14 protein-coding genes, 1 tRNA gene and 1 pseudogene are annotated in these 14974 nt (G+C 61.1%); 4 read left to right on the plus strand and 12 right to left on the minus strand.

Annotation, left to right across the window (positions count from 1 at the left end):
- Positions 1 to 3: 3 nt before the first annotated feature.
- From ABH945_RS08960 to acs, 12 genes and pseudogenes are all read right to left on the minus strand, one after another.
- On the minus strand, positions 4 to 372 hold the full coding sequence (locus tag ABH945_RS08960; RefSeq protein ID WP_429250327.1) for a hypothetical protein: 369 nt from the start codon (positions 370 to 372) through the stop codon (positions 4 to 6).
- Positions 373 to 382: 10 nt separating this feature from the next.
- Positions 383 to 1399 (minus strand): phage major capsid protein, encoded by a 1017-nt coding sequence (locus ABH945_RS08965; RefSeq protein WP_429250328.1) that lies wholly within the window; start codon positions 1397 to 1399, stop codon positions 383 to 385.
- A gap of 109 nt (positions 1400 to 1508) precedes the next feature.
- Complete coding sequence (locus tag ABH945_RS08970) at positions 1509 to 1787, minus strand: hypothetical protein (protein ID WP_429250329.1); 279 nt, start codon at positions 1785 to 1787, stop codon at positions 1509 to 1511.
- 12 nt (positions 1788 to 1799) lie between these two features.
- A complete protein-coding gene (locus ABH945_RS08975) occupies positions 1800 to 2921 on the minus strand; it encodes a hypothetical protein (protein ID WP_429250330.1) in 1122 nt (373 codons plus the stop codon).
- A 96-nt stretch (positions 2922 to 3017) separates the two neighbouring features.
- Positions 3018 to 3326 carry a hypothetical protein gene (locus tag ABH945_RS08980; protein WP_429250331.1) on the minus strand — a complete coding sequence of 103 codons (309 nt, stop codon included), beginning with the start codon at positions 3324 to 3326 and terminating at the stop codon, positions 3018 to 3020.
- 107 nt (positions 3327 to 3433) lie between these two features.
- On the minus strand, positions 3434 to 3940 hold the full coding sequence (locus ABH945_RS08985) for a hypothetical protein (RefSeq protein WP_429250332.1): 507 nt from the start codon (positions 3938 to 3940) through the stop codon (positions 3434 to 3436).
- A complete protein-coding gene (locus ABH945_RS08990) occupies positions 3937 to 4917 on the minus strand; it encodes a tyrosine-type recombinase/integrase (protein ID WP_429250387.1) in 981 nt (326 codons plus the stop codon). Before ABH945_RS08990 ends, ABH945_RS08985 begins: the two co-directional genes overlap by 4 nt.
- 15 nt (positions 4918 to 4932) lie before the next feature.
- Positions 4933 to 5178 (minus strand): annotated as a pseudogene (locus tag ABH945_RS08995) (Arm DNA-binding domain-containing protein); the annotation flags it as partial.
- A gap of 174 nt (positions 5179 to 5352) precedes the next feature.
- Positions 5353 to 5443: transfer RNA gene (locus ABH945_RS09000), tRNA-Ser, on the minus strand.
- Between the two features lie 60 nt (positions 5444 to 5503).
- Positions 5504 to 7522: a sodium:solute symporter family protein gene (locus ABH945_RS09005; RefSeq protein ID WP_074763594.1), complete on the minus strand. Its 2019-nt coding sequence runs from the start codon at positions 7520 to 7522 to the stop codon at positions 5504 to 5506.
- Between the two features lie 8 nt (positions 7523 to 7530).
- Positions 7531 to 7920 (minus strand): DUF4212 domain-containing protein, encoded by a 390-nt coding sequence (locus tag ABH945_RS09010; protein ID WP_074763593.1) that lies wholly within the window; start codon positions 7918 to 7920, stop codon positions 7531 to 7533.
- A 202-nt stretch (positions 7921 to 8122) separates the two neighbouring features.
- Complete coding sequence (acs, locus tag ABH945_RS09015) at positions 8123 to 10105, minus strand: acetate--CoA ligase (protein WP_429250333.1); 1983 nt, start codon at positions 10103 to 10105, stop codon at positions 8123 to 8125.
- A 543-nt stretch (positions 10106 to 10648) separates the two neighbouring features.
- On the opposite strand from acs, the gene ABH945_RS09020 reads away from it, so the two are divergent.
- The 4 genes from ABH945_RS09020 to bfr all read left to right on the plus strand — a co-directional run bounded on the left by ABH945_RS09020 (position 10649) and on the right by bfr (position 14819).
- On the plus strand, positions 10649 to 11542 hold the full coding sequence (locus ABH945_RS09020; protein WP_074763591.1) for a DMT family transporter: 894 nt from the start codon (positions 10649 to 10651) through the stop codon (positions 11540 to 11542).
- A gap of 339 nt (positions 11543 to 11881) precedes the next feature.
- Entirely contained in the window at positions 11882 to 12493 is a 612-nt protein-coding gene (locus tag ABH945_RS09025) for a TIGR00645 family protein (RefSeq protein WP_074763590.1), read from the plus strand.
- Between the two features lie 111 nt (positions 12494 to 12604).
- The gene (locus ABH945_RS09030) at positions 12605 to 14128 is read left to right on the plus strand and encodes a fumarate hydratase (RefSeq protein WP_074763589.1); all 1524 of its coding nucleotides are present in this window, start codon (positions 12605 to 12607) and stop codon (positions 14126 to 14128) included.
- 211 nt (positions 14129 to 14339) lie between these two features.
- On the plus strand, positions 14340 to 14819 hold the full coding sequence (bfr, locus tag ABH945_RS09035; RefSeq protein WP_074763588.1) for a bacterioferritin: 480 nt from the start codon (positions 14340 to 14342) through the stop codon (positions 14817 to 14819).
- Positions 14820 to 14974 lie beyond the last annotated feature (155 nt).

The following is a 14974-nucleotide window of genomic DNA, read 5'->3' on the forward strand; positions in this document are numbered from 1 at the left end:
CCTTCAATGCAGCGTCAGCGGCGCACGAACGCCGAGCATGGGGCGGCGAATAGACGGGATGCTTGTCGCGTACATATGCCCTGAACTCAGTTCCGAGAAAACAATGACGCAACCTGGTTCATCGGAATGCTCGTAGAGGTACATTTCGCTAATACACGAACCCGGATTGCGCACAAGAGTTCGGGCAATGCTCCCGGCAAGGGCAACAATGCCCGCCTGAAGTTCATCGAACACGCGAACCTGTTCGTCCGATTCGGGCACGACGCGATAGCCATGCAACCGTAGGAGACTGGCAATCCGGTTCGCAGTCGAAAACCATACGGGGTTATCCCGCATCGGCGTCGGGAAACCAGTGACGACGTTGGCATTCATGGCGTGCCCCTCAGTTCGCGGTGGTCTTCTTCGTCGCGGGCGCGGCGAAGCCAGAAACCCAACGAACCGCCGAAGGGTCAAGCACCTTCCAATTCAGATATTCGACCGCGCGAATGCCCTGCAAATTGTTTTGCCACAACGAAACCAGCTTCGTTTCGCCGCTTCCGTCATCGATTTCGACAAGCGCCTGTTTCGCCACGTCAAGCCCAACGCCAAGGTCGAGCATTGCGACGCGCGAGCTATCGACAAGGCCGACCACGCCAGCGGGCACGGTTTCCGATGTCGCGGCGGCAATGCCAGCGAGAAAACCGCCTTGCGCGCCGAGCGTATCGGACACGCCGCCAAGGGCGAGCATCGCCGCCGTCGCCGGTTCCATGACGAAGCACGAACGGGACAGGTCGCCGCCGAAGCCGTCGAGCAGCGCGCCAAGGTCGCCTTCCGCGTCGCCGGTCGAAGGGGTCGGGTCGATGCCGTAAAACACGCCGGGCGGCTTCACGTCTTCAATGCCAGGGTCCGCTGAAGCGAACGTTGCACTTGCCTTGTCGGCACAGGCGTTCGCAAGGTCGCGATTGAAAATCGCGTCGGCGGCTTCGCCGGTCGCGTGCATCATTTCGTCACTGACCGGCAGCAGTACGGCGAGCTTCAACGGTCCCATGCGCTCAAGTGCAAAGCCCGCTTCACCGACCGGAATGACCTGGGCTTCGCCGACCCATGCTGCCGCCGCACCGACCGTTTGCGAAAGCGTCGCGGTGTTCGGCAGCACGCGATGAAAACCCGTCGCGGCGGCAATCGCACCGATGATTGAGCGCTTCGAAACCAGCCCGATAAAATCAGCACCGAGTCCCGCCAGCGACAGCCCTTGCGGGTTGTTGATAACGGTCGTGTCCGCGATAGCGCGGGCGATGAATTCGGCGGGTTCACTGTGCGGCCCGTGCCGTGCGGCGAGATAGACGCGAGCGCTAGAAAGGTCGCCTTTCGAGACTGCCAACGCTCGCGCGACCTGAACGAAACCAAAGCGGGTTGCCATGCTGTTTCCCTTTGAGGGCGCACCCGGCGGGGTTGCAGGGCTTAGGGCAAAGATTCGGCTTCGATGCCGTCGAGCGCCAACGCGTTTTGCGCGTTTTGCGCGAAACGCGTCAAATTTCGTCCGGGTCGCGAGCGAGATAAGCGGCGATGTCACGCAAGCGATACATGCGGCGCACGCCGAAAAGGCTGTACTTCACGCACGGCTTGCCCGCGTTGGCCTGCATCCGAAGTGCTGACGGTCCGGCATAGCGCAACAGTACCGCTGCCGTCGACTCGGACACTTCGCCGCCATTGGTCGGCAGGACACGCCGACCGTTGCGTTCGCACCAATCACGAAGCGTCACTTCGGTCGCGTCAATGCGGGCTTCGAGGTCGTCAAGGTCGGTCATGTGGGCCGTCCGTCAGGTCTTCTGTGTTGCCGTCGCCTTCGTGCCGCGCGTGATGGCGGCGGTGCGCTGCGCGCGCCTGATGGCATCGGCGGCGACGGTTGCGGCGTCGGCATGGGTGCCCGCCGCATCGGTCGTCAACGCAGCGGGCCGGTCAAAAAAAGCCTTGTCGCCTTTACGTTCGGCTTCGCGTGCGTCCGGCACTCGCGCGGCTACTTCGTCGCACAGGTACTTCGTCAGACCGGTCCATGTCGGATGCTCGAAACGTTGTCTCGCCCGTGTTACCGCGTGTTCGAATTCGTCATCGGTCACGCCGATTCGGGCAAGGTACGGTAGACGCTGCGCGATAACGCCCCGGTCATACGACGCCCCCGGCAAGCCAGCGGGGTTCTGTCCGACCAGTCGGCAGGCAAATGCAACGCACCTTGCATCGGCCCTGTCCGCGTCGCTGAGTAGCTTCGCAATCTTCGCCATTTCGCGCGGCCAATCCGATTCGCGCGGATTTGATGTTTCTGACGGCATCGGTTCACCAGTGCCGCACGCGCTCGCCGCGCTGGCGTCACGTTCGGACTGTGCCGAACATGACCGCAAAGTTTCGCGCGGCAATGTGTGATGACAGGGTTCGGTCGCGGCGCGTTGCAAAACGCGACGTTGCTGCGCGTCGCCATCGACTCCGTTTGTAATCACGTCGTGCGCACCCCCATTACTTGTTTTGTTTGGGGTTGTCTGTTTGGTTTTGTTTACCCCATATATAGAGGGGGTTGTAATCAGTGTGTTTGCATCCGTTGCGAAGTCGTCATTACCTCCATCGGTAATCAGTGTGTTTGCGTCGTGATTAGCTGGTTTAATTGGTGTGTTTGCATCGTGATTAATGCGACGACGGCGCGACTTTTTGTCTGCATCGCGGGCGAGCGCGATGGTGCGGGCATTGGTTGCCCATTCGGGCACGAAATCGTAGACGGCGATGCGCCCGGTTCTGCCGATGCGCTCGCCGGTATCGCGCAACGGTCCTTCGGCGCGCAGTTCACGAATGAATCGCGCGGCCACGTCTTCGGCAATATGCGCCCACTTCGCCAGGGCGGCGGGCGTCATTTTTGGAAGCCGGTTATCGGCACCCGCTTTCCACGCGAGTTCCACGACGCACCTCCACTTCTCCGCACTCAGCGGCGGCGCAAGCGGGTCGTCATCGCACCGCAATGCCCACTTTAACGAAGGAAAGCTCATAACACCCCCTTACTCTTCAACTTCGGCGGCACGCTCGCGGACAACGCGCGGGCGCGCGTCCGCCTTGCGCTGCACATAGGCGGCGATTTCATGTTCAAGCCATAGGGGCACGCTGCCGACATAGAGAGGCGCGGGAAAGTCGGGGTCACTCCTCTCCAAGTCGTAAGTCTTCTGACGGGAGCTATTAAGCGCCACGCCAACATTCTCACGGTTCAGCAGACGGGGAAGTGTCGGCGGTTGCAAAGGGGCGACCGTCTTGCGCGGGCGACCACGTTTCTTCGCTACGCTAACGGATTCGTTCGTATTTGATGTGCTCATTTTGCGCCTCGCTGACAGTGTTGACAGTGAGGCACATTTCACGACGCAACGCGCAACCAATCAACGCAAAGCCCGGCTATCGGGTCCAAAGCCGGGCTATCGGGTCTTCAGGCAGTTTCGAATTCGGCAAGCCATCGGTCGATGGTTGACCACGCGACGCCCGTCGCTTCGAAGATGTCATTCTTCAGTTGCGCGCGGGCGGCCTTCGATAGTGGACGTGAACCGGGCATCGCGTCATAGAGTTTGCGAGCGGCCGCTTTTTCGTCTTTCTTGTGTGCGCCGCTCGCGCGTTCGCGTTGCGCGTTACTTGTGGCGAGCGAGCCAAGCGCACTCGCAACGTGCCCCGCGCTCGCTTGCGTCAGCCATGCCGGGAGGTTCGTAATGGCCTTTTCCAGCATGACTCGGCCTTCGGGGTAGTGCTTCACGCTCGCCTTTGTCAGCAACGTTTCAAGCGCTTCGCGCACGTCCTCCACGAACACAAGACGGGCAAGCCCTATCGCCTCCGGGTCGGAAAAAACAATGTCCTGTTCTTCCTGACTGGCTTTGCGTATCAGGTCGGCGGTCGTGTCGATTTTAAGCGCGTCAAGGGCCGACTTTCCGCGATTCGTCTTCATGCCGCCACCTTCCGGCGAAGCTTGGCGACCTTCGGCGGCGTCGCACAATAGTCGCCCCACGTCTGCATTTGCTTCACGCGCTTCGCGAACATGTCGCCCCGCTGGTAGGCGCGTTCGGTCGCGTCTCCCTGAACGTGCGCCAGCGCAACTTCAGCGGCAACAGGGTCAGCACTTATTGGGTCGATGTCCGTGCTTTCGCTAACCCAATCTCGGAAGCTAGAGCGGAAGCCGTGAACGGTCAGCCCGACATGCCCCATTCGTTCCAGCAAGGTCAGCATCGCCATATTTGAAAGCGGCTTGCACTTCGCCGTCGCGAACACATAGCGTTCGTCAACGCCGCGCTGCCCCTTCAGCACGGTGAGCGCCTGGCGGGAAAGCGGCACGCGATGTTCCTTACGTGCCTTCATCTTCGCGGCGGGAATCGTCCATACCGCTGCGTCAAGGTCGATTTCAGACCATTCAGCTTCGATGATGTTATTTGTGCGCGCGCAGGTGTAAATCGTAAATTCGAGCGCCCTTGCAGACTGCGCGACCCGCGTATGCAGTTCGGCAACGAATGCGCCCATTTCCGCCCACGGCCACGCCTCATGATGCTTCACTACATCAGGATTCTTCGCCTTCATCTTTTTGTGCGAAGTCAGCGCGAATTCAAGATTGCCCTTCCATGTGCCGGGGTTTGGGCCTTCGCGCAGACGGCTTGCAATCGCGTAGCCCATGACAAGCGCAACGCGCTGTTGCAAGCGGCGCGCGGTTTCGAGCTTGGTTGTCCAGACTGGTTGCAAGACCGACAGCACATGTTGCGAGTCGATGGATTCAATTGGAAGGTCACCAAGCTTCGGGAACGCGTAGGTCGCCAGCGTGTTCGTCCATTGCTGCGCGTGTTTGTCGTTCGACCATTCCGGCGACTTCATACGGATAAAGGCTTCGGCAACCGTGCGGAATGTGTGTTTTCTGCCGCCCATCGCCGCTTCGGCCACTTCCTGCGCGCGGCGACTATCCAGCGGGTCAATGCCCTGCGAGCGTTGGCGAGTCAGTTCCAGCGCCTTAGCTCGCGCTTCTTCCAGATTGACGACCGGATACCCGCCAAGACCAAGTGAGCGGTCAGCGCCAAACGCGTCGCGGTAACGATAGAGCCAGGCGCGCGCCTCGCGCCCGCGTACTTGAAGATATAGATTGCCGCCGTCCGCGTGCCGTCCGGGCTTCGCGTGCGCACACTTGTATTCCGTCAGCTTCCCCATTTCCGCACCCCACAGAACGGGCTATGGGACGGCCCACAACGGCCACCAATTCAGCCCACAATCTGCATTGTACGCCTTCGGATTCGGTCGGACTCGGCTGACAGCTTTAATGCGCTAAAAGCCTTGTGAAATAAGGCTTTGCGGGGGATGAGCCTTGATGCTCAAAAGGGGGTTTGGCGGAGAGACGGGGATTCGAACCCCGGATAGGTTATTAACCTATACACGCTTTCCAGGCGTGCGACTTAAACCGCTCATCCATCTCTCCGGCGGGGAGCCGAATTATAGCAAACTTCGCGCCTTATGCCACACCCCTGTGCAAACCCGTTCAAGGATGCCGGATATAGTCGACCAGCGCGATCGTATAAGCATCCGGTTTCCGGTCGATCAGGCTCACCCCGATCGCCACCAGAAACCCCGCCGGCACGCCGAATACGCCGGAACTGATCGGCTCTATGCCGAACCATCGTCCGCCGGCGAAACCCGTCAGCTGCGTGAAGAACGGGTATGTCGACACGATGTAATAGATGCACACCACCAGCCCCGCCACCATGCCGGCGACCGCCCCAAGCCGCGTCGTGCGCTTCCAGAACACGCCGAGCACCAGCACCGGAAACAGACTCGACGCCGCCAGCGAAAACGCCGCCCCCACCAGAAACAGAATGTTCCCCGTATTCAACGACGCCACATACGACGCGAACAATGCGACCCCCAGCAGCAGAATCTTCGAGATCGTCACGCGCCGCTGACTCGACGCGCCCGGATCGACCATGTGGTAATACACGTCGTGCGATAAAGCATTGGCGATGGTGAGCAGTAAGCCATCGGCCGTGGAAAGCGCTGCGGCCAGCGCGCCCGCCGCGATCAAGCCCGACATCACATACGGCAGCCCCGCGATTTCTGGCGCGGCGAGCACGACCATATCGGGCTGCATCTGAATCTCGCTCCAGCGCACAATGCCGTCGCCGTTGATATCCGCGAGGCTGATCAGGCTCGGCTCGACCTTGCGCCATTGCGTGAGCCACTGCGGCAGATCCGAAAAATGATGGCCGACCAGACTCGTCAGAATTTCATACTTGATCAGCACCGCGAGCACGGGCACGGTCAGATAAAACAGCGCGACGAAAAACAGCGTCCAGCCGACCGAGCGTCGCGCGGAGGCCACCGACGTCGTCGTGTTATAGCGCGTCAGGATGTGCGGCAAGCTCGCCGTCCCCAGCGACAGACACAGCAGCAGCGACAGAAAATTGCGCTCATGGGTGCGCCGGTCTTCGTCGCCGGTAGCGGGAAACGGTTCGTGCATCGGCACCGGCGCGGCCGCGCGCATCAGCATTTCATCGCGGCGTTGCGTCCACACGATCTGCGCGGCGGCGGCATCGCGTGGAAACTGTTCGAGCGCCCTCTCACGTTCCTTGATGTCGCGCAACGGACCGTTATGGCGGCGTAAATCGGCCACCTCCCGCGTGAGACGCTGCTTTTCGTCGACGAATGATTGCGGCAACGTGTCGAGCCGCATCTGCATCAGCGTCGCGCGGCGTCGGTAATCGTCGCGCACGGTCTGTTCGAGCGGCGCGTCGCGCACCTGTTTCTCGAGGCCTTCGATGCGCTCCATCAAACGGCCGTAGCTGAATTGCGGCACCCAGCCGAGGCCGTCCTTATGCGCAATCATCGATACAGGTATCAGGATCGCGGCGATCAGGATGATGTACTGCGCAACCTGGGTCCATGTCACCGCACGCATGCCGCCGAGAAACGAGCACACCAGAATGCCCGCAAGTCCGCAGAAAATGCCGACCGCGAAATCCACGCCGATAAAGCGCGTGGCGATCAGGCCGACGCCCTGAATCTGCGCGACCAGATAAACGAACGAGCAAAGAATCGCGGCGAGCGCCGCGAGTCCGCGTACCGCGTTGCTCGAAAAGCGCGTGCCGAGGAAATCGGGAATCGTGTAGCGCGCGAGCTTGCGCACGTACGGCGCGAGCAAAAACGCGACGAGGCAATAGCCGCCGGTCCAGCCCATCAGATACGCGAGACCGTCGTATCCGGTGGCATAGATCGAGCCGGCGAGACCGATGAACGACGCCGCCGATAACCAGTCGGCGGCCGTCGCCATGCCGTTGAACGCGGACGGCACGCGCCGCCCCGCGACGTAGTATTCGACCAGATCGGAGGTCCGCGACAGCACGCCGATCACCGCATACACGGCGATCGGCACGAACAGGAACACGTAGCCGATCCACACGCCCGGACCCGTGGTGCGCTCGATGCGCCACATCACGTAGATGAAAAGCAGGAAGCCGAGCGTATAAAGCGCGTAGGAACGGATGAGTCGATGCGTCAGTTTCATCGAGTGGCTCAGCGTCCGCGATCGGGTTCGTTCAACGGCAGGCTCGCGTTGGCTTGCCTGCGTTCGTTGATATCGGCATCGAATGCACGTTGCAGACGACGGTCGGCGAACTGCATCAGCACGATATACACGACGATCAACGCCAGGTAGATAAGGATCGCGCCCTGCGCACCAAAGTAGAACGGCAACCTGAAGCCGCCGATCCGCAACTGCGACAACGCGGGCGCCATCAACGGCAATACGAACGAGACGACGAAGCCGAGCGCCATCAGCGTCGTGATCAGCACGAGATTGAAACGCCAGTAGGTTCGATGCGCGCGCGCCATCGCCGCCGAGACCGGAGGCGGTTCGGGCGCGGGGTTCAGCGTGGCGTGAGAGGAGTGCTGCGGCGCGGTCATGCGCCTATGTATCAAAAAGCCACTGCGCAGGCAATCGGGATTGACCGCGCGGTGGCTTTGGGAGGCTGACTCAACGATCCGCTTGAGGCGGGATCATGATGGTGCGACGAACGCGAGTCGAACCCCTACGGTCGTCAAGACCGGTCAGGTCGCAAACGTGTGACTCGACACGCTTCGACCTGGTACCCGACAAAACCAACCGTCACAACGACTCGCCGAGCTGATCGAGAATTGCCGGATTCTCCAGCGTGGACACGTCCTGCGTGATCGCCTCGCCCTTCGCCAGCGAGCGCAACAGGCGACGCATGATCTTGCCCGAGCGCGTCTTCGGCAGATTCTCGCCGAAGCGGATGTCCTTCGGTTTCGCAATCGGCCCGATCTCCTTGCCGACCCAGTTGCGCAGTTCGTTGGCGAGCTTCACCGCTTCTTCGCCTTCCGGACGCGCGCGCTTCAGCACGACGAACGCGCAGACCGCTTCGCCCGTGGTTGCGTCGGGACGGCCCACGACCGCTGCCTCGGCGACGAGCGGATTCGACACCAGCGCCGATTCGATCTCCATCGTGCCGAGCCGGTGACCCGACACGTTCAGCACGTCGTCGATCCGGCCCATGATCGTGAAGTAGCCGGTTTCCTTGTCCCGCACCGCGCCGTCGCCGGCGAGATACAGCGTGCCGCCGAGTTCTTCGGGGAAGTAGCTCTTCTTGTAGCGGTCGGGGTCGCCCCACACGTTACGCAGCATCGACGGCCACGGACGTTTCACGACCAGAATGCCGCCCTGCCCGTTCGGCACGTCCTGCCCGGTTTCGTCGACAACCGCAGCCATGATGCCCGGCAGCGGCAGCGTGCACGAACCCGGCACGAGCGGCGTCGCGCCTGGCAGCGGCGTGATCATGTGACCGCCGGTTTCGGTTTGCCACCACGTATCGACGATCGGGCAGCGGCCGCCGCCCACGTTCTCGTGATACCAGACCCACGCCTCCGGATTGATCGGCTCGCCGACCGTGCCGATGATGCGCAGCGTCGACAGGTCGTAGCTCTTCGGATGCACTTTCGGATCGGCGTCGGCGGACTTGATCAGCGAGCGGATTGCCGTGGGCGCCGTGTAGAACAGCGAGACCTTGTGCTTCGCGATCATGTCCCAGAAGCGCCCCGCGTTCGGGTAGGTCGGCACGCCTTCGAACACGACCTGGGTGCCGCCGAGTGCCAGCGGACCATATGTGATGTAGCTATGCCCGGTGATCCAGCCGATGTCGGCGGTACACCAGAATACGTCGGTGGGCTTCCAGTCGAAGGTCCACTTCAGCGTTTGCGCGGCCCACAACAGATAGCCGCCGGTGCTGTGCTGCACGCCCTTCGGCTTGCCGGTCGAACCCGACGTGTAGAGAATAAACAGCGGATGTTCCGCGCCGACCCACTCTGGCGCGCACTGATCGGATTCGGCTTCGGCAAGCTCATGCATCCACAAATCGCGGCCTTCGTTCCACGCGACCTTGCCGCCGGTGCGTTGATAAACGATCACGCTCGTGACCGCTTCGCAGCCGCCCATCGCGAGGGCTTCGTCGGCGATGTTTTTCAGCGGCAGCGCTTTGCCGCCGCGCATCTGTTCGTCCGATGTGACGAGTGCGACCGCGCCCACGTCGACCAGCCGTTCGTTGAGCGACTTCGACGAGAAGCCGCCGAACACGACCGAATGCGTCGCGCCGATGCGCGCGCAAGCCTGCATCGCGACGATGCCTTCGATCGACATCGGCATATAGATCACTACGCGGTCGCCCTTCTTCACGCCGCGCTTTTTCAACGCGTTCGCGAAACGCGACACGCGTTGCAGCAGATCCTGATAGGTGACGTTGGTGACGGTGCCGTCGTCGGCTTCGAAGACGATCGCGACACGCTCGCCGTTGCCCGCTTCGACGTGACGATCGATGCTGTTATACGACGCGTTCAGCTGACCGTCTTCGAACCACGTGTAGAAAGGCGCTTTCGATTCGTCGAGCACCTTGGTGAAGGGCTGTTTCCAGCTCAGCGTTTCGCGGGCGAGGCGCCCCCAGAAACCTTCGTAATCGCGCTCCGCTTCGGCGGCGAGCGCCCGGTATGCGTCCATGCCGGAGATCGCCGCGCCGGCCGCTGCTTCAGCGGAGGGCGGGAAAACACGGCGTTCCTGAAGAACCGATTCAATCGCAGACATCGACAACCCCTTGGTGAAGATGAAACGTCAATCTGTGCCGACGCGCGACTCGCGCGTCATGTGTTGCTACGTTTTTCGAGCCGCTGCCGGGATTCGACAGGCGGCGCGCTGTCTTCCATTTTCGCGCTCCGGGCGTGATCGCTGGCCGCTGATCGCCGCGTCGCCGTTCGTCTGCACGATATGCTCATGCGGCATCGCAACAAGAGTCCATGCGTGCCGCACTTTCTCGCGCGTGTTCAAACATAAGCGTTGCAACTTACCGTCCACTTACGCGAGCGGCATTGGCTCGCCAGCGAAAACCCTTAGAGCGTGATGTGCAGGTCATGCTCTGCAAGCCGACGCAATCGATGCATCGCGCGCATGCTACGCGTCGGCGCACATTCATGCATTCGAGCCGACACATTCATCGATAGAAGCAGCCTACGACGGACACACGGCAAGCATCCCGCATGCCGCCACGCCAGGTGACAGTCGGCGCGTTTCTTTACGCTGCCTCACACGGCCTCTTACAATGCTAACTGAACTAGCCGTCTGGATTCCAGCTTGAATCGCTACTCCCTGCTTCTCATTACCTCGATGCTGCTGGTCGGCAGCAATGTCGGCATCGGCAAATCGATCGTCGAATTCGTCCCCGTCCCGCTGTTCGCGCTATTGCGTTTTGTGATCGCGATGGCGGTTTTGTGGCCACTGCTGCGCGTCGCCAAACTGCGCCGCGTCAAACGCGACGAGTGGATCAATCTGTTCCTGCAGGCGCTGTTCGGCACCTTCGGGTTTACGCTGCTGATGCTCAATGGCGTACAGCGCACCAGCGCGGTCGCGGCCGGGGTCATCACCAGCACGATCCCCGCGGTCGTTGCGCTGCTGTCGTGGCTGATCCTCAAGGAGCGTCCGAACGGACGCGCACTCGCGTCGATCGTGCTGGCGATCGTCGGCGTCGTGGTGATCAATCTCGTGCATGTGCAGGAGAGCGCGGGCGGCGAGACATCGCTCGCGGGCAATCTGATGGTGCTCGGCGCGGTGTGCTGCGAATCGCTTTACATCATCCTGTCGCGCCGTCTCACGCAAACCCTCGAGCCGATCGACATCTGCGCGTACACGCATCTGTTCGGCCTGCTGCTGATGCTGCCGTTCGGCGCGGGCGCGCTGACGCACTTCGACTATCGCGCGGTGCCGGTCAGCGTGTGGACGCTGGTGCTGTGGTACGGGCTGTCGGCCAGCATCTTCTCGTTCTGGCTGTGGATGAAGGGCATCCGGCACGTGCCGGGCAGTCTCGCGGGCGTGTTCAGCGCGGTGCTGCCGGTGGCCGCGGCGATCTACGGCATCGCGTTTCTCGGCGAACGGCCGACGCTAGCGCATGGTTTCGCGCTTGCCTGCGTGATCGTGGGGATCGGGCTCGCCAGTCTGAAGCCGAAGCGGGTGCCGCCGGTCGCATCCTGACCGACGGGCCGCTGAGGCCCAGCTGCGCGTTTCGCCCGCAACGCGCGGCGCGGCGTGTGATCATCGGCGGCGGTTCCCGTCGACACATCGCGACACCCCTCCCGCCATCTGTCAAGCACCGATCCGCCACGCCGCCCGCCGCGCCGCAGCAAACCAGGCCGACGCTGTACAATAGCGCGCCTGACGCGAGCTTTTCCGGCCTCTCCCGGCCATGCACCGCGTCGTCGGCGCCCGGTTTTGCGTGTCCGGTTTCTGTGCTGCGCCTGGTCAACGGCCCGCACCTCGAGTCCGCGCGTTTCGCCCCCGTTCCGTCACCTGCGTTTCATCTGACACTTGCCTATGTCCGCTTCGCGACCCGACCCGACCCGTCAGCGCCGCCCGATGCGCCCGCTGCCCGCCATCATTTTCATGAGCCGCTGGCTGCAGGTGCCGCTCTATCTCGGCCTGATCGTCGCGCAGGCGGTCTACGTCGTGCTGTTCATCAAGGAGGTCTGGCATCTGGTCACGGCCTCGATGACGCTCGACGAAACCAACATCATGCTGGTCGTGCTCGGCCTGATCGACGTGGTCATGATCTCGAACCTGTTGATCATGGTGATCATCGGCGGGTATGAAACGTTCGTGTCGCGCCTCGGGGTAGAAGGTCATCCGGACGAACCGGAGTGGCTCGACCACGTCAACGCGGGCGTGCTCAAAGTCAAACTGTCGATGGCGCTGATCAGTATCTCGTCGATCCATCTGCTGAAGACCTTCATCAGCCCCGACCAGAATTCGACGCATACCATCATGTGGCAGGTGATCATCCACGTGGCGTTCCTCGTGTCGGCACTCGTGATGGCGCTGGTCGACCGCCTCACCACGCATACGCATCCGAAGCATTTCGAAGAGCCCGCGGTGCTGCACGCCGTCGGTTCGGTTAAAGGTTCGACTCCACTGAAAGCGCACGACTGACACGCACTCGACTGCGTGTCAGAAACAAAAGTTTCCGTCCCTAAGGCGCGCAACCGGCCGCATTGCACTGCGATCGGAACAGAAGCGCCGCTGTCCCCACTGAGCCTAGCTATGACCGTCATCAAACAGGAAGATCTGATTCAGAGCATTGCTGATTCGCTTCAGTACATCAGCTATTACCACCCGCTCGATTACATCCAGGCACTCGGCCGCGCGTACGAACTCGAACAGAGCCCGGCCGCGAAGGACGCCATCGCCCAGATTCTCACCAACAGCCGCATGTGCGCCGAAGGCAAGCGCCCGATCTGCCAGGACACCGGCATCGTCACGGTGTTCGTGAAGGTCGGCATGGACGTGCGTTGGGACGGTGCGACGATGGGCGTCACCGACATGATCAACGAAGGCGTGCGCCGCGGTTACCTGAACCCGGACAACGTGCTGCGCGCGTCGATCGTGAGCCCGCCCGAAGGCGCGCGCAAGAACACGAAGGACAACACGCCGGCCGTGATCCACTACGAGATCGTGCCGGGTAACACCGTCGACGTGCAGGTTGCGGCGAAGGGCGGCGGCTCGGAAAACAAGTCGAAGTTCGCGATGCTGAATCCGTCGGATTCGATCGTCGACTGGATTCTGAAGACCGTGCCGACCATGGGCGCCGGCTGGTGCCCGCCGGGCATGCTCGGCATCGGCATCGGCGGCACTGCCGAGAAAGCGATGGTGATGGCCAAGGAATCGCTGATGGACCCGATCGACATTCAGGACGTGATCGCTCGCGGCCCGAAGGACTGGATCGAAGAACTGCGCGTCGAACTGCACGAGAAGGTCAATGCGCTCGGTATTGGCGCACAGGGTCTCGGTGGTCTCGCCACCGTGCTCGACGTGAAGATCATGGCCGCGCCGACGCACGCCGCGTCCAAGCCGATCGCGATCATCCCGAACTGCGCGGCCACACGTCATGCGCACTTCACGCTGGACGGCTCGGGCGTCGCGAAACTCGAAGCACCGTCGCTCGACGCATGGCCGAAAGTGCAGTGGGAACCGGACACCGAAAAGAGCCAGCGCGTCGATCTGAACACGCTGACGCCGGAACAGGTTGCTTCGTGGACGCCGGGTCAAACGCTGCTGCTGTCGGGCAAAATGTTGACGGGCCGCGACGCCGCGCACAAGCGTATCGCCGACATGCTCGCCAAGGGCGAAAAGCTGCCGGTCGACTTCACGAACCGCGTGATTTACTACGTCGGCCCGGTCGACCCGGTTCGTGACGAAGCGGTTGGCCCTGCAGGCCCGACCACCGCCACGCGCATGGACAAGTTCACCGAGACCATGCTGTCGCAAACCGGTCTCATCTCGATGATCGGTAAAGCGGAACGCGGCCCGGTTGCCATTGAAGCCATCAAGAAACACAAGGCGGCTTATCTGATGGCAGTGGGCGGCGCGGCGTATCTCGTATCGAAGGCGATTCGCAGCGCCAAGGTCCTCGCATTCGAAGACCTCGGCATGGAAGCCATTTACGAGTTCGACGTCCAGGATATGCCGGTAACAGTTGCCGTCGATTCGACCGGCACTTCGGTGCATCAAACCGGCCCGAAAGAATGGCAGGCAAAAATTGGAAAGATTCCAGTCGCGACAGTCTGATTGTAATTCGACCGATAATCAGATGAACTGAAAAACAGAAACCGGGGCCACGCGCCCCGGTTTTTTTATGGTGAAATGAGAACAATACGCATCACGCAAAAAACCTTGAAAATCAAGCGTGAAACTGCATTTTTGCCTTGGCTTTTTGGCCTTCGGCGTTTATTGTTCTGGGAAATTGAAACCGCTATATAAACCCTCCACAGGACACATCATGCAAGGCGATAAAAAGGTCATCGAATATCTCAACTCGCAGTTGAAAAACGAACTGACCGCCATTAACCAGTACTTCCTGCATGCGCGCATGTATCGTCACTGGGGTCTGGAAAAACTGGGCAAGCATGAATACGACGAATCGATCGGCGAAATGAAACATGCCGACTGGCTTATCGAACGTATTTTCATGCTCGATGGTCTGCCTAATCTGCAAGACCTGCATAAGCTGCTGATCGGCGAAGAAACCAAAGAGATTCTGGAATGCGACCTGAAGCTCGAACAGATTTCGCAAAGCACGTGTAAAGAAGCCATCGTGTATTGCGAATCGGTTCGCGATTTCATCTCGCGCGAAATCTTCGTCAAGATTCTCGACGACACCGAAGAGCATATCGACTGGCTGGAAACGCAAATCGACCTGATCGACAAGATCGGCATTCAGAACTACCAGCAAAGCGCGATGGGTTCGGTCGAATCCTGATCGACCCGGCGCTGAAGCACATCGCGCCGCTTATGAGTCGAGTCGTGGGCCAGTTCATTGCTCGACTCATGAGAACCGCTCAAATGCCATGGCATCCGCCATGGCATTTTTTTCGCGTGCGCCATGACGCGCGAGGTGCGGGCGATATACTTGCG

The organism is Paraburkholderia sp. GAS333 (assembly GCF_050435665.1).
GTDB lineage: Bacteria > Pseudomonadota > Gammaproteobacteria > Burkholderiales > Burkholderiaceae > Paraburkholderia > Paraburkholderia fungorum_A.

Coding starts and splice junctions, on each gene's coding strand:
- ABH945_RS08960 (WP_429250327.1), bottom strand. CDS start 372: ATGAATGCCAACGTCGTCACTGGTTTCCCGACGCCGATGCGGGATAAC.
- ABH945_RS08965 (WP_429250328.1), bottom strand. CDS start 1,399: ATGGCAACCCGCTTTGGTTTCGTTCAGGTCGCGCGAGCGTTGGCAGTC.
- ABH945_RS08970 (WP_429250329.1), bottom strand. CDS start 1,787: ATGACCGACCTTGACGACCTCGAAGCCCGCATTGACGCGACCGAAGTG.
- ABH945_RS08980 (WP_429250331.1), bottom strand. CDS start 3,326: ATGAGCACATCAAATACGAACGAATCCGTTAGCGTAGCGAAGAAACGT.
- ABH945_RS08985 (WP_429250332.1), bottom strand. CDS start 3,940: ATGAAGACGAATCGCGGAAAGTCGGCCCTTGACGCGCTTAAAATCGAC.
- ABH945_RS09005 (WP_074763594.1), bottom strand. CDS start 7,522: ATGAAACTGACGCATCGACTCATCCGTTCCTACGCGCTTTATACGCTC.
- ABH945_RS09010 (WP_074763593.1), bottom strand. CDS start 7,920: ATGACCGCGCCGCAGCACTCCTCTCACGCCACGCTGAACCCCGCGCCC.
- acs (WP_429250333.1), bottom strand. CDS start 10,105: ATGTCTGCGATTGAATCGGTTCTTCAGGAACGCCGTGTTTTCCCGCCC.
- ABH945_RS09025 (WP_074763590.1), top strand. CDS start 11,882: ATGTCCGCTTCGCGACCCGACCCGACCCGTCAGCGCCGCCCGATGCGC.
- ABH945_RS09030 (WP_074763589.1), top strand. CDS start 12,605: ATGACCGTCATCAAACAGGAAGATCTGATTCAGAGCATTGCTGATTCG.
- bfr (WP_074763588.1), top strand. CDS start 14,340: ATGCAAGGCGATAAAAAGGTCATCGAATATCTCAACTCGCAGTTGAAA.